The following is a 14,068-nucleotide window of genomic DNA, read 5'->3' on the forward strand; positions in this document are numbered from 1 at the left end:
CACTGGTTCCGCCGACTGCGGGTCAGGTGGGAGATCCGGGACGACATCCACGAAGCGTTCCTGAGCCTGGCCTGCGGCATCATCTGCTGGCGCCGCCTGCGCAACTTGTCATTGAGTTAGGAGTTCTAAGCGGCGGGTGCGCCGGGGCGACCGGCGGCGTGCAGGGCTTCGGCCAGCCCGTTGAGCGTGTTGGCCTCGCCGTACCGGTGGCCGGTTGCCCGGAAGATCGCCAGCGCCTCCTCGTGCACCGCGATGGCCTCCTCGGGGCGGTGCAGGCGGACGTAGACCTGGCCCAGGTTGGACAGTGCCGCGGCCTGCCCGTAGCGGTGGCCCAGGTCTCGGAAGTGGGCGAGCGCCTCGTGCAGGTGCGCTGCGGCGGCGGTGTGCCGGCCCAGGTACATGTCCGCCTCGCCCAGGTTGGTCAACGCGCTCGCCTCGCCGGCGCGGTCGCCGAGTTCGCGGAACAGCGCCCGCCCCGAGGTCAGCGCCTCGGCGGCTGCGGCGTGGTCGCCCGCCTGGCTATGCACGGTGCCGAGGTTGGTCAGCACGGCGGCCGTGCCGTGCCGGTCGTCCAGCTCGCGGTACCGCGCGAGCGCCTGCTGGAGGTACCCGACGGCGGCGTCGGTGTCCCCGAGCCGGTCCTCGACGATCCCCAGGTGCGACAGCGTGCGTGCCTCGCCGTGCCGGTCGGCCCGGTCGCGGTGCAGGCGCAGCGACCGGCGCAGCCGGGCCGCCGCCGGACCGTAGCGGCCGAGCAGCCGGTGCACCGCGCCGAGGTTGGTCAACGCCCGCGCCTCGCCATCCCGGTCGCCGATCTGCCGCGCCGCGCGCAAACCGTTGGTGTGCACGACGAGCGCCTCAGAGTGGTACCCGGCTTCGAGGTAGCGGTACAGCACCTCGGCCAGGCGCATCGCGTGCTCCGGCCGGCCATGCTCGGCGGCGAACGCGCAGAGGTCGGTCAGGTTGGGCCGTTCGGCATCGAGCCAGGCGCGCATCCGGGCCGGGTCGGCCACCGGTGGCGCCACGCCGGTGGTCGGCCGCCCGCCCGGGTAGACGACGTCCATCGCCGCGGCGGTGGACGTCAGGTAATGGTCCAACAGCCGGTCGAGCGCAGCGGACCGCTCGGCTGGCCGGTCCTGCGCGGCCAGGTCGACGGCGTAGGCGCGGAGCAGGTCGTGCATGCCGTAGCGCCCGGTCCGGCCGCGATCGACCAGGTGTGCCCGGACGAGGACGTCGAGCAGCCGGCCCGCGGTGTCCGGGTCGAGGTCGCCGAGCGCGACGGCGCAGGCCGCGTCGAAATCCCGGCCTGGGTGCCCGCCCAGGCGGCGGAACAGCCGTGCGGCGTCGGCCGGGAGGTGCTTGTAGGACCAGGAGAGCACCTCACGCACGGCCGCCCGGTCGTCACCGCCGCCGTCGAGCAACCGCAGCCGCCGCTGCCGGTCGCCGAGTTCCCGGACCAGCTCGGCCAGCTCGGTCCCCGGCCGGCTGACGACGAGTTCCGCGGCGACCCGCAACGGCAGCGGCAGGAACGCGCACTGCTCGGCGAGTTCGGCGACCGCGGCCGACTCGGCGCGCACCCGTTCACCGATCAGCGCGCGCAGCAACGCGATCGCGTCGTCCCGCCGCAGGGGTTTGAGGTCCAGCCGCCGCGCGCCGTGCACCGCGACCAGGCTCACGAGGCTGTCCCGGCTGGTCACCACGACGACGCAGGACGGCGCGCCGGGCAGCAGCAGGCGCACCTGCTCGACCGCCGACGCGTTGTCCAGCACGATCAGCAGCCGCCGGTCGGCGACCTCGGTCCGGTACCGGGCGGCTCGGGCGTCCACGTCGACCGGGATGTCGGAGCCGGCGACACCCAGCGCCTCCAGGAACCTGCTCAGCACGTCGGCGGTGGACACCGGCTGGCCGGCCTCGTAGCCGCGCAGGTTCACGTACAACTGCCCGTCCGGGAACCCGACGCGCAGCCGGTGTCCCCAGTGGACGGCCAGGGCGGTCTTGCCGACCCCGGCCGTGCCGCACACCGCGATGACGGCCGTCGCCGTCGGGTCGCGCTCGGCGAGCAGCCCGTCGAGGATGGCCAGTTCCGTTGCGCGACCGGCGAAACCGGGCGCGTTCGCGGGCAGTTGGGCCGGCACCGGACCGGCGCGGTGGGACTTGCGGCTCGTCGGTGGTTCGACGAGCAACGCCGCGTGCGCGTCGACCAGTTCGGCTCCCGGCCCGATTGCCAGTTCCTCCCGCAGCACCCGCCGAGCGCTGTCGTACACGGCGAACGCGTCGGCCCGTCGACCAGCCGCCGCGTAGGATCGCACGAGAAGGGCCTGCACCGCCTCGTCCAACGGGTGGTCGGCAGCGTGCTCGGCGAGCAGCGGCAGCAGGTCCACCGCCCGGCCGAGCCCGATCATGGTCTCGGCGTAGGCCAGCAGCGCGTTGCGCCGTTCGCCGAGCAGGGCGACGACCTTGGCGTGGCCGGTGAGCCCGGGGTGGTCGGCGAACGGCCGCCCCTGCCACAGCCCGAGCGCCTCGCCCATGAGCCCGGCGGCCTCCTCGGCGACGCCCGTCTTCCCGGCGGCCGACACCAGGTCGCGGAACCGGTCCACGTCGACCTCGTCGGCCGGGATGCGCAACGCGTAGCCGTCGCCGACGATGGGGATGCTGGTGCTGCGCGCGTAGCGGTGCCGCTCGGGGTCGAACAACCGCCGCAGGTGCTTGACGTGGGTCTGGATGACGTTGGTGGCGCTGGGCGGCGGCCGTTCGCCCCACAGCGCGTCGACCAGGTCCGCCCGCGGCACCACCCGGCCACCGGACAGGGCGAGCAGGCCGAGCACCGCGCGCCTGCCGGCCGGACCGAGGTCGAGTTCCCGACCGTCACGCCAGGCCCGAACCGGACCGAGAACCTGGACGCGCAACCGCCACCTCCATGTCACGGCCATGCTGGCACGGGCCGTTCGACCGCGGCAACGGTCGGATCCGGTGACGCGCGGCCGGATTCCAGTCGCCGTCCAATCTGCGTCCAGTCCGCCGGAGGAGCGTGCGCCCTGTTCGCACCCGATCCCACCGGAGGTATTCCACATGAGGGTTCGACACCGACGACTGGTGGCGGCACTGGCGACAGCGCTGACCACGGTGGCCGTCGCCACGCTCACGATGGCACCGACCGCAGCCGCTGCGGCGCCCACCACCTTGGCGGAGGCCGCCAACACCCGCGTCGGACTGCCCGACGCGGGCCGGATCAGGACCGGCAACGACCCGATCGTGTTCAGCAAGCCCAACGGCCTGGGCACCATGGACGTGATCACCTGCACCGGGGCCACGGACTACCCGCACAACTCCAGCGGCACCCCGAGCGCCGTCACGGGCAAGTCCCGCAGCTCCTGCACCGCGCCCGTCGCCCAGATCCGCGCGCAAGCCGAGCTGTGGCGGTACCTGGAGGGCTACGGCTACACCCAGACCGGCATCGGCTCGCTCGCCGTCGGCTTCAACGTCGCGGGTCCCATGCCGTCGACCGCCTACGACATCTGCCAGGGTCGCCTGGCGTACTGGGTGGCCGTCGGGCGGCACACCTTCTTCGCGCCGCCCGGGTACTCACCGCCCTCGATCTCGTTCAAGACCGAGACGCCTCCCGTCGGCGTGAACTGCTAAACGCCTCGACGCACGAGCCCGGAAGCGGGCGGAGGGTGCCTGGGCTTCGTCGGCGACGACGGGTCCGGGCACCCTCGCCGTACCAGTCGTAGGCGCAGTAGGAGGAGTTGCCGGCGTCCTTCACGACGTGACCGCACAGCCAGGTGGCGATCGCGGCCGACGAGCACAGCTCCTCGCCCCGCGTAGGTCCAGTTCCACCCGGTGACGTTGTGCCTGCCGAAAATGCCATCCCCGCAGGTGACGGGGCTGTAGGCACAGCACATGGAAGCGGCCGTGATCCCGCCCTGTGATTGATCAGCACGGCATGATGGCCGGTCGTGCTGCTCCGACTGGCCTACCTGGGCGTGTGGGGTTCCAATAGTCGGCGCAGTGGCTCTGATCTGCGTGTTAGGCCACCGCGGGTTCGTACTCGTTGATCAGGCCGCCGAGGACGGGTTGTCGGCGTACCGACGTGCGGCTCGGCTGGGTTGGTGGTGGTGCCGAGAATGTGGACGTAGCGGGTGGCTACCTCCATTGCGAAGAACACGTGGACCCGTTTGAGGGTCGCAAGGAAGTGGACCCACCCGAACCGGGTGCCCGCCGGTCGGCGACACCGTGGTGGCCTTGATCGAGCGGATGGCGAGGGAGAACACCACCCGGGGCTACCGCAGGATCCAGGGCGGGCTGCTCAAGCTGGGGCACCGAGTGGCCGCATCGACCATCCGCCGCGTGCTCAAGCGCCTCGAATGCCGCCCGCACCGGACCCTGAACAGCGGCACCTCTGGCGACGGTTCCTGCGTGCCCAGGCCGCCGGCATGCCGGCCTGCGACTTCTTCCACGTCGACTGCGCCGTCACCCTCAAGCGCGTCCACGTGTTCTTCGTGATGGAGGTCGCCACCCGCTACGTCCACATCCTCGGCACCACCACCAATCCCGACGGACCCTGGACCACCCAACAAGCCCGCAACCTGCTCATGGACCTCGACGACCGGGCCGGACAGTTCACCACCTCGTTCGACACCGTCGTCGCCGATGCCGGCATCGAGGTCGTGAAGACCCCGCCACGGAGTCCGCGAGCGAACTGCTGTACCGAGCGGTTCGTCGGCACAGTCAGACGCGAAGTCGCGGACTGGTTGCTCATCGTCAACGAGCACCACCTGCGATCAGTGCTGGACCGCTACGTGTCCCACTACAACCACCGTCGCCCCTCGAGCACGACAACTCACACCACCACGACCGGACCACCCGATCCCGCAGACGAACCACACGTCCGTACGCCGCCGACCAGTCCTCGGCGGCCTGATCAACGAGTACGAACCTGCGGCAGCCTAACGCGGAGGTCAGAGCATCAATGCTGACTTCTGGCACCCCACAGGCCCCCGAGGCGGTCGCCGCGATGGCGGGGGAGTTGGGCGGCAAGTTGGTCGCGGTCACCGGCCGTGCGGTGGTGGTGGACGGGTTGGACGAGCAGGCGCGTTACCTGATGCAGCACAGTCTCGGGTTCCAGGTGCACGACGTGACCAAGCCGCACCACCCGCGCCGTCACGGTCGTGCCGACATCGGCTGGCCCACCACCCTGGAGGCGTCATGACCGCCGTCCCGCTGTCCACCGTACTGGAAGGCCACCCCCTGGCGGTGGTCGACGTGGAGGGCAACGGCGCCCAGCCGCCGCAGATCGTCGAGATCGCTGTCCTGCCCGTCGACGGACCGGCCGGACCGGTCACCGGACACGATCTGCGCACCTGGCTGGTGCGGCCCGCCATGCCCATCACCCCGATCGCCCACCGGATCCACGGCATCGGTAACGAGGACGTCGAGCGCAAACCGCCGTGGTACGGCGTGGCCCGCGAAGTGCAGCCGTTGCTGACCGGCCGGACCCTGGTCGCGCACGACGCGAGCACCGAGTACCGGGTCCTCGGCGCGCACCTGCCGGGATGGCAACCACCGATGGTGCTGGACACGCTCAAACTCGCCAGGCACGTCCGGCCCGGACTGCCCGGCTACGGCCTGGACGCACTCGTCGTCCACACCGGGCTGGACACCACTGGCATCGGCGGACGGCGACCGCACCGCACCGGCTACGACACCTGGTGCGCCTGGCAACTCCTGCGTGCCCTGTTGGACGAGTCCGGGTTGGACTGGGACGGCCTGGTGCACGCCGCCGCACTCACCGCCTTCCTGCCCGAGCGGGAACCGGGGGACGGGCTGTGGTGACCGCCGAGGTCGAGAAGCCGGTCGTGGTCGCGGTGCTGGGCACCCACTCGACCGGCAAGAGCACCTTCCTCGCCCGACTCGCCCACGAACTACGACGTGAGCAGGTCCAGGTGTCCACGGTCGCCGACCTGGGCGAACAGGCCCAACGCGTCGGGCTGCCGATTCTGCGCAACCACACCTGGGCCTCCACCCTGTGGATCATCACCAGGGGCATCAGCAACGAACTCGAAGCCTGGCTGCACGCCGACGTCGTCCTGGTCGACCGTGCCGTCCCCGACGCGCTGGGCTACTACCGCGCCGCCCTCGCCCACCGCGGCGAGCACCCCGACCCGCGTGTGTGGGCGCGACTCGAAGCCATCGTCCGCGACCACAGCACCCACTACGACCTGCTCTACCGCACCACCCTCGACCCCGATACCCCTCTCGGCGAGAGCAAACCCGCGACCCCGACACCACGTTCAGGGAACTGGCCGACCACCACGTCGGCAGCGTCCTGCGCGATCTCGGCCTGCCCCACCGACTACTGCCCTCCGACGGCCACGACCAGGCGCTTCACGACGCCCTCGACTTCACCCTCGGCAGGCTCTCCGGAAGCGAGGGCACCCCACCGTGACCCCGACGACCTGCTCCACTGTGGACGAAGCTCTTTCCTGTGCCTGTCGGGGCATAGCGGGCGCACGGCTCGACGACGCCGTCCGCCTCTCGCTCGGCCGTGGGCCGACCACGCTTGACGGCGCGCCTGATCAAGCAGATGAGCTGGGCGACCGGGCTGTGGAGCTGCCCGGCCTGGCGTCGTCATCGTCCGTGTACGACGGCCGTCTGCCGAAGCCCGCCGCGCGGGTGGTTGCCGAGTTCGGCTTGCCCGCCTGGCCACCACGACCTTTGTTGTAGGGAACGAATTTCCACCTGACCACCGGCCGGGCCGCACACCGGGCCGGACATGTGCGGCCGGTGCGGGCGCGCAACCCCCGGAGTGCCCGCGCCGGCCGTATCCGATACCTGAGGGAAGCCGATGGAGACCGACGAGAAGACCACCACCGCCCCGTCGCGGTTGAGCACTGCCCGCAGCCGTGAACTCGGCGAGGAACTGCGTCGGATCCGGCACCGGGCGAGGTTGTCGTCCGGGTTCGTCGCCGAGGCTCTGGGTTGGTCGTTGGGGAAGTTGTCCAAGCTGGAGACCGGGAGTCGGGGGACCAGTCCGTGGGAGATCGGCAGTCTGATCGGGCGGTTGGGTGCCGACAAGCCGACCCGTGACCGGATCCTGGCCATCGCCACCGAGCCCGACACCGGCAGTTTCCTCCGGCCCCACGGCGACGCCCCGGACACGCTGGTCGCGCTGTCGCTGCACGAGCGGGTGGCGCGGTCCATCACGGTCTACGAGCCGCTGACGGTGCCGAGTCTGGCCCAGACCGAGGACTACGCCCGTGCCCTGACCGGTGACGGGGAGCTTGTCCGGGTCCGGATCGCCAGGCAGGACGGGCTGCGGGGCTTCGGGCACCCGGACACGGTGCTGTACGTGCACGAGGCGGCGTTGCGTTCGCTGGTGGGAGGCCCTGCGGTGATGCGGGACCAGATGTTGCGGTTGACGTTGATGTGCGGGTGGACGCGGTTCACCCCGCGTCTGGTCCCGGCGTCCGCGGGGTTCGTGCCGGCTCTCGCGCGGCCGGCGGCGGTGCTGACGTTCGCCGCTCCGGTCAGGTCGTTGGCGTATGTGGAGACCGACACGGTGACGGTGTTCCAGGACGATCCGCAGGCGGTGGTCCGCTACGAGGCGAAGATGCGGCAGTTCGACTCGCTGGCCCTGTCCCCGGCCCGGTCCCGTGAGGTGTTCGCCCGGTGGGCCGACGTCTACGACCGGGAGGCGGGCTGATGCGACCTCCGCGCCCGTCCCGCCGGCTGCCCCACGACTCGCGGTGCCGGGACGGGCACCCGGGTGAGTGACGCCAGGCGCGCGGCCTCGCGGTTGCGTCGGGACCTGCGGGGCACCCACGACCACGAGGGCCGCGCCCGGCTCGCCCCGGACCGTGTCCTGGCGACCCTGCACGCGGTGACGGGCGAACCGGAGACGGCGGTGGCCCTGCTGGCCGAGGTATGGCCGGCGGTCCCCGCCGACACGGACCAGGCGTGGATCCACCGGCTGTGCGACGTCGGCACCGGGCTGGCCGCCGTCCTGCCCACGTCCCTGCTCCTGGCGACGGCCTTCCGCCGCGCCGCGCGATCCCTGCGCGGCCGAGGGCTTCTCCGGCTCGCCGCCGTGCAGGGCATGCGCGAACTGGCGATCCACCGGCTCCGCGACGACGACCCCGACGCCACCGCCGCGGCGCTGCACGACCTGGCCGACACCTACCGCGCCCAAGGCCGCCCGCACAAGGTCATCGACTGCGCCGACGAAACCCTGGAGACCTACCTACTGCACCACCACCAGGCCGGCATCGCCCACACCCTGACCCACCTCGGCACGCTGATGATCGAAGCCGGCAGGCACGACTCGGCGATCGGCTACCTCACCCGCGCCGACAAAGCGTTCGAACACGCGCCCGACACCGCCGCGCGCGCCGAATGCCTGGCCCGACTCGGCCGCGCACTGTGGCTGTCCGACAACCACACCACCGCCCACCGCGCGCTCAACCGCGCCCTCGCCCTGGCCATCGGTCTCGACACCACCACCGCCGACCGCGTGCGCCACCTCGTCGCGGACACCCGGCAGCCGCACTTCGGTAATCCCACCGCACACGACGAGGCGGACACGGCCCCGCCCGGCTCGCCAGACGATCGTCGAACCACGCGACGGGCATGACGGGCCGCGGCAACAAGACTCCACCGGACGAGCACCGACACGAGCGATGAGCGTTCACACGTGTCCGAGGCCTTTGCGGACACCCTTGCCGGCCTGACACCGGATCACGCCGCTCCATCGGTCCCATCGTGGTATCGACTCGCACAGACCTGATCCACCTGCACGGCAGGCCGGTTTTGCTTGATCAGCGGCAGCACACCGGAAACGCAGACCTGGCGATATCCTCCGGAGTCCCCAGCAGGATGTGGACCACCCCCGCTCGCGCGGGGAAGACACTTCTTGACCGGCTACTTTAGGGGGCGAGGCGCTGTTTTGGCATCGGTTTGAGTCTCAGTGGCCTTCGATCTGGGAGGTGCTGCAGCACAGGTTGTGTCACCGGTACGTGTTCAGTTCGTCGGGTGTAGATGTCCGCGTGGTCTCGCCGCTTCATCGGGCGTGGTTCGTCAGGGCCGTGGTGATCATCTTCCAGTCGAACGTGGCTAACCCGTCCTCGGCTCGTGTGGTCACGGAATCCGGGTCGAGGAGGGTGACTCCGGCTGCGCTGAGTGTCTTGACGCTGGGGGCGTACGAAGGATGCCGACGCAGTAGCGGCTTGACGCAGGGCGCCGCGATGATCGGTACGTCGGTCGAGATCAGCTCGTTGAGCACGCCCAGGGCGAGTGAGTCGCTGATGCCGCCCGCCCACTTGTTGATCGAGTTGAACGTCATCGGCGCGGCGATCACCGCGTCCGCGCGCGGCAGCGATTCCTGTTGACCGGGCGGTTGCGCGGTGGTCCGGGTGAGGCAGCCGGTCCGGTCGGCCAGTTGTCCGAGGTCGATCCAGGTCGCCGCGGTCGGTGTCGCGATCACGCACACCCGCCAGCGCTCGGCGTCCAGCAGCGTGATGAGTTCTTCGATGCGGAGCACCGGTGGTGCGGCCGCGGCCACTACGTAGACCCATCGCTGGTGTTCGGTCATGCGAGGACACCGATCCGGTGGGCCAGACTGCGGAGACCAGGTACGGCGTGGCGGCGTTCGCGTCGCATCAGGTCGTGCACCAGTGTTCGTGCGGTGCGGTGAGTTCGGACGAGTTGTGGGGCGACTCGTTCGGACTCCAGCAGATGGATGACGGCGAGCGGGTCTTCGCCAAGCCGGGTGTGCGCCCACGCGCTGTCGAGATGGAACTGGCCCTGCCTGCCGTGCAGGCCGGGCGGGAGAGCGGTGACGTCGAGTTGTTCGCCGACGGCGAGCACCCCGTGCGGATCACCGGCGGACACCGCGACCGCGGCTCGGTGGATCCGCACGTTGGTCGGCCCGAACGCGGTGAAGCCGATGTTGCCGTCACCGCCCAGCCGTTCCGCCTGGTCCAGGCGACGACTGGCCTCGACAGGATCACCTCGGCGGGCGGCGATCACCGCGCTGATCAGCGTCAGCGCACCCCGCCAGGTGACGCTGTGCGGATCCTGACCGGTCATGGTCGCGGCGCGGTCGACCGCGTTGAGTTCCGCTTCGTCGGCGCCGCCGAGCCGCAGCAGCGCGCAGGTCAACTGGTAGGCCGCAGCCGCCTGACCGAACGGGTGCTCGGCCTCCTCCGCGGCCATCCGCGCCCGTTCGGCCGCCGCGTAGGCGGTGACGCCGTCGCCGAGCTTCGTCGCCAGCTTCGCCGCGACGACCGCGACCTGGCACTGAAGACTCGACGCCCGACGGCGTGGCTCACCGGTGCTGCCTCCTGCCAGCGCGGCGACCGTGTCGACCACGCTGGGCAGCGTTTGCGCGACCTCGGCGTAGCGAGCAGCTTGGTAATCCCGGTGCAGACCCTCCACGAGCGCTGTCGCGTACCGGGCACCACCCGGGCGGGACGCGAGATCGAACGACGCCGTCGGAACGAACGAACCGTCGAAAGCCTGACGGAGCGCCGCCACATCGGACTTGAGCTCCGCGGTGCGTGACGGGCTGGCGTGGTCCGGACGGGGTGCTGCCTTCGGCACGTCGGACGGGTGATGAGCACCGGCTGATCGCCGAAGCATCCGCTGTTCCCGCCGTGCCTGCTCGCGCAGCGCGATCAGGGCGCCTTCCGCGCCGAGGGCCTTGTCGAGCGCATTGACGAGTTCCACGGAAGGCAGGTTGTGGCTGTACCGCTCAGCCAGAGACACATACTGGCGGGTTTAACCGATCCGCTTTGCCAGTTGCGGTTGGCTCAGGCCCGCAGCGTCTCGCCGATCCCTGATCTCCCGGGCCAGCCGCGCCGCAGCCCCGTCACTGCCTGCTGGTGGTTCATCCTCGATCACAGTCGGCTCCGGTGAGGCCAGGGGACGATGCGTTCGGAAATCGGCTTACCGTGGGTAATCGTAGCTGGTCCGAACCGTACGGTCCCGGACCGCGACCGCCTCTGACAACCGTCTTGCCGTCTGCCCAGCGCCAAGCCGATCCTGGGCGGTCGCCACGCCTATGATCGGGCCCTTTTGGGTGGAGATGGCGAGCGATGCTATTCAGCGCGGTAGGCATGTCGGGAAAGACGATCGGCGGCTGGTCGGCCTGCTGATGAATGGGGACCCCGGTCGCACGACGCCCCGTCGTGGGTGCCGCTGGACGCGGACCACCCCCGCTCGCGGGGAAGACCTCACCGACCCCTGGCACCACCACGAAGACGAGGGGCCACCCCCGCTCGCGCGGGGAAGACGAGTTCGGCCAGGCCGACCCAGTCACCGGCCTCGGGCCACCCCCGCTCGCGCGGGGAAGACTGGCCCGCCGTGGTCAGCATCTGGGCGGCGTGAACCGCGCCGACGCCGGGCAGGGCCGGGGTGCGAGGGGCGGCCTGCTGGACCAACTCGGTGAGCCTTGTGCCTGCCGACAACCTCATCCATGCAGGTGACAAGGGCTGTCGAACCACTGACTGGAAGCCGTCGTGATCCCGCAGTGTCGTCGACCAGCACGGCATGATGGCTGGCCATGCCGCTCCGACTGGCTTACCTCGCCGTGACCAACGCCTTCGCGTTACTGCGCCTGCTGCCCGTGAGCAATCAGGACAAGGACGCGGAGATTCTGGCGTTACGACACCAGATCACCGTCCTGGAGCGCCAACTGGGCGACACTCGGCCGCAGTTCTCCCCCGGCGACCGGGCGTTCCTCGCAGCACTGCTGCACCGGCTTCCGACCAAGGCGCTTCGTCGTTCCGGCTGCCGGTGCGTCCGGAGACGGTGCTGCGCCGGCACCGGGACCTCCTCGCACGACGCCACGTGGCCAGATCCCGCCCCAAGCGGCCCGGCCGACCACGGACCGTGCGCTCGATCCGGCTCCTGGTGCTGCGCCTGGCACGGGAGAATCCCACGTGGGGCTACCGCCGCATCCACGGCCAACTGCTCGTACTCGGCATCAAAGTCGCCGCGTCAACGGTCTGGCAGCTCCTCGAGGAGGCCGGAATCGATCCGGCGGCCAAGCGCACCGCCACCACCTGGTCGACATTCCTCCGCACCCAGGCCAGCGCGCTACTGGCCTGCGACTTCTTCGAGACCTCCACCTTGAGCGGCACCCGCCTGTACGTGCTCGCGGTCATCGAACACAGCAGCCGCCGGATCAGGATCCTGGGTGCCACCGCATATCCGACCGCTTTGTGGGTGGTTCAGGCCGCGAAGAACCTGGTCATGGACCTCGAAGACGAGGGCAGGCCCGCGATTCCTGATCCGCGACCGGGACGGGAAGTACCCGCCCTGTTCGACACCGTCCTCGCCGACGCGGGCATCCAGGTCGTCCTCGGCGGTGTCCGGATCCCGCGGATGAACGCGATCATGGAGCGCCGGCTCCAGACCTGCCGCCACGAACTCCTCGACCGCACACTGATCCGGAACCAGCAAACCGGCCACCGATCAAGCAGGTCTCACCCACCTCGACGTCCGCAGACAGCACCGGCTGGGCGGCATCCTCAACGAGTACCACCACGCGGCCTGACCTGCACGGACGGCATTTTCGACAAGCACAGGGTCACGCCCTCGCCACGTTCACGTGGTCGCCGGCGAGCAGCCCCGGTGGATGAGCCGGCCGCCGCGCCCGACCCACCCAGCTCTTCGTGCCCGCAGCACGGGAACGAAGAGCTGGCTGGTCTCGTGCCGCGCGTCCGACGTCAGCGCGTGCGGTGCGGCGGCGTTGCGAGGAACGCCCGGTCGCTTCGGGAGGACTGCGGTCGGGTCCTGCCCAGTTGGCGTTCCAGGACAGCGATCTGGTGTCGCAACGCCAGGATCTCCACGTCCTGTCTCGATCACTCCTGAGCAGCAGGCGCAGTAGCGCGTACGCGTTGGTCATGCCCAGGTAAGCCAGTCGGAGCACCACGACTGGTCATCATGCCGTGCCAGTCCACGTCACTGCGGACCGCGACCGCACCCACAAGCACTTCGAGTCCTTTGCTCCGTACGCCTTCAGCCTGCGTGGATGGGGTTGTCGGCAGGCGCAACGCCGACAACGTACTGCGGCTGGGGTTCGCCGCCGACGACGTCACGCGGGTGGGCGACCAGGCTGTTCGACGCCCTGATCGCCCGGGGTGACGAGGGGGCGATCAGGCGCCGGTGGACGAGCATGTCGCCGCCGGCGCCGAGCACGTCGCCCTGCGGGTGCTCGCCGCCGAGGGCGTGATGGCCTTCCCGCGTGCGCTGTGGCGTCGTCTGGCCCCCGTCTTCCGCTGGTGCTGCGTTCCTCGACGTGCCGGGGTACATCCGGGCAGTTCGCGTCACCCGCATGTGGCCCGTGCGGCCTGCCGGCCACCCGCCGCGGGGCGGTAGGCAGGTGGTCGGCGCCCACGACCCCGCCACAGGAGGCCGACCGTGCACGACCACGACAAGCCGCAGCAGGCCACCACGCCACCGCAGACCCACGAACCCCTCGACACCGCCCACGTGCCCACCGGCCCGGCGGCACTGCTCGCGCTGCAACGCAGCATCGGCAACGCCGCCGTCGCCAGGATGTTCGGTGCGCCCGCCGTGCAGCGATCCGCCGTGCAGCGATCCGCCGTGCACGACGTCCTGCGCTCCGCCGGCCGACCGCTCGACACCCCGGTCCGCACCGAGATGGAAGCCAGGCTCGGCGCCGACTTCTCCGACGTCCGCGTGCACACCGACGCCGCCGCCCGCCGTTCCGCGACCGAACTCGGTGCCCATGCCTACACCTCCGGCAACCACGTCGTGGTCGGCGCCGGAGGCGGCGACCGGCACACCCTCGCCCACGAGCTGACCCACGTCATCCAGCAGCGCAGTGGTCCCGTCCCGGCCACCCCGACGGGCGACGGCGTGTCGGTCTCCGACCCCGGCGACGCCTATGAACGCGCGGCCGAGGCCAACGCCCGCCGCGTCATGGCCGGCCCCACCCCGACCGCACACGGCGGCGACCACCACGGCCACGACCACACCACCGACCCGCACACCGGCCACGACCACTCCGTCCAGCGCACCCCGGTCGTCCAGCGGATGACGATGA

14 protein-coding genes are annotated in these 14,068 nt (G+C 70.9%); 8 read left to right on the forward strand and 6 right to left on the reverse strand.

The window, feature by feature from the left end:
• Window positions 1–125: 125 nt before the first annotated feature.
• Complete coding sequence (locus FM051_RS48305; protein WP_158854509.1) at window positions 126–2,906, reverse strand: AfsR/SARP family transcriptional regulator; 2,781 nt, start codon at window positions 2,904–2,906, stop codon at window positions 126–128.
• Window positions 2,907–3,069: 163 nt separating this feature from the next.
• Between FM051_RS48305 and FM051_RS48310 the strand changes: the two genes are divergently transcribed.
• The 7 genes from FM051_RS48310 to FM051_RS48340 all read left to right on the forward strand — a co-directional run bounded on the left by FM051_RS48310 (window position 3,070) and on the right by FM051_RS48340 (window position 8,629).
• Window positions 3,070–3,639, forward strand: coding sequence for a hypothetical protein (locus FM051_RS48310; protein WP_158854511.1), 570 nt, complete (start codon window positions 3,070–3,072; stop codon window positions 3,637–3,639).
• Between the two features lie 500 nt (window positions 3,640–4,139).
• Complete coding sequence (locus tag FM051_RS52815) at window positions 4,140–4,976, forward strand: integrase core domain-containing protein (protein WP_238413218.1); 837 nt, start codon at window positions 4,140–4,142, stop codon at window positions 4,974–4,976.
• Window positions 4,970–5,209, forward strand: a complete 240-nt coding sequence (locus tag FM051_RS48320) for a hypothetical protein (protein ID WP_158854513.1) — start codon at window positions 4,970–4,972, stop codon at window positions 5,207–5,209. Before FM051_RS52815 ends, FM051_RS48320 begins: the two co-directional genes overlap by 7 nt.
• Entirely contained in the window at window positions 5,206–5,832 is a 627-nt protein-coding gene (locus tag FM051_RS48325; protein WP_158854515.1) for a 3'-5' exonuclease, read from the forward strand. Before FM051_RS48320 ends, FM051_RS48325 begins: the two co-directional genes overlap by 4 nt.
• Complete coding sequence (locus tag FM051_RS48330; RefSeq protein ID WP_158854517.1) at window positions 5,829–6,563, forward strand: AAA family ATPase; 735 nt, start codon at window positions 5,829–5,831, stop codon at window positions 6,561–6,563. The genes FM051_RS48325 and FM051_RS48330 overlap by 4 nt, the downstream gene beginning before the upstream one ends.
• 281 nt (window positions 6,564–6,844) lie before the next feature.
• Window positions 6,845–7,702 (forward strand): helix-turn-helix domain-containing protein, encoded by an 858-nt coding sequence (locus FM051_RS48335; RefSeq protein ID WP_158854519.1) that lies wholly within the window; start codon window positions 6,845–6,847, stop codon window positions 7,700–7,702.
• Between the two features lie 63 nt (window positions 7,703–7,765).
• Window positions 7,766–8,629 (forward strand): tetratricopeptide repeat protein, encoded by an 864-nt coding sequence (locus FM051_RS48340; RefSeq protein ID WP_158854521.1) that lies wholly within the window; start codon window positions 7,766–7,768, stop codon window positions 8,627–8,629.
• A gap of 426 nt (window positions 8,630–9,055) precedes the next feature.
• Here the strand turns inward: FM051_RS48340 and FM051_RS48345 are convergent, their stop codons facing one another.
• The 5 genes from FM051_RS48345 to FM051_RS48365 form a co-directional block, all read right to left on the reverse strand.
• Window positions 9,056–9,586, reverse strand: a complete 531-nt coding sequence (locus FM051_RS48345; protein ID WP_158854523.1) for a flavoprotein — start codon at window positions 9,584–9,586, stop codon at window positions 9,056–9,058.
• A complete protein-coding gene (locus tag FM051_RS48350; RefSeq protein WP_158854525.1) occupies window positions 9,583–10,722 on the reverse strand; it encodes an XRE family transcriptional regulator in 1,140 nt (379 codons plus the stop codon). Before FM051_RS48350 ends, FM051_RS48345 begins: the two co-directional genes overlap by 4 nt.
• 506 nt (window positions 10,723–11,228) lie before the next feature.
• The gene (locus FM051_RS48355) at window positions 11,229–11,468 is read right to left on the reverse strand and encodes a hypothetical protein (protein WP_158854527.1); all 240 of its coding nucleotides are present in this window, start codon (window positions 11,466–11,468) and stop codon (window positions 11,229–11,231) included.
• Between the two features lie 625 nt (window positions 11,469–12,093).
• Window positions 12,094–12,468 (reverse strand): hypothetical protein, encoded by a 375-nt coding sequence (locus FM051_RS48360; RefSeq protein ID WP_158854529.1) that lies wholly within the window; start codon window positions 12,466–12,468, stop codon window positions 12,094–12,096.
• Between the two features lie 549 nt (window positions 12,469–13,017).
• On the reverse strand, window positions 13,018–13,311 hold the full coding sequence (locus tag FM051_RS48365; protein ID WP_158854531.1) for a hypothetical protein: 294 nt from the start codon (window positions 13,309–13,311) through the stop codon (window positions 13,018–13,020).
• Window positions 13,312–13,419: 108 nt separating this feature from the next.
• On the opposite strand from FM051_RS48365, the gene FM051_RS48370 reads away from it, so the two are divergent.
• Window positions 13,420–14,068 (forward strand): eCIS core domain-containing protein (locus tag FM051_RS48370; protein WP_238413219.1); only part of this gene is annotated, 649 nt, incomplete at its 3' end.

It is taken from the genome of Saccharothrix deserti (genome assembly GCF_009769385.1).
GTDB lineage: Bacteria > Actinomycetota > Actinomycetes > Mycobacteriales > Pseudonocardiaceae > Actinosynnema > Actinosynnema deserti.

Bases quoted from the DNA above. Each gene is read 5' to 3' on its own strand.
- FM051_RS48365 (WP_158854531.1), bottom strand. From the start codon at position 13,311: ATGTACCCCGGCACGTCGAGGAACGCAGCACCAGCGGAAGACGGGGGC.
- FM051_RS48335 (WP_158854519.1), top strand. From the start codon at position 6,845: ATGGAGACCGACGAGAAGACCACCACCGCCCCGTCGCGGTTGAGCACT.
- FM051_RS48310 (WP_158854511.1), top strand. From the start codon at position 3,070: ATGAGGGTTCGACACCGACGACTGGTGGCGGCACTGGCGACAGCGCTG.
- FM051_RS48355 (WP_158854527.1), bottom strand. From the start codon at position 11,468: ATGAGGTTGTCGGCAGGCACAAGGCTCACCGAGTTGGTCCAGCAGGCC.
- FM051_RS48345 (WP_158854523.1), bottom strand. From the start codon at position 9,586: ATGACCGAACACCAGCGATGGGTCTACGTAGTGGCCGCGGCCGCACCA.
- FM051_RS48325 (WP_158854515.1), top strand. From the start codon at position 5,206: ATGACCGCCGTCCCGCTGTCCACCGTACTGGAAGGCCACCCCCTGGCG.
- FM051_RS48320 (WP_158854513.1), top strand. From the start codon at position 4,970: ATGCTGACTTCTGGCACCCCACAGGCCCCCGAGGCGGTCGCCGCGATG.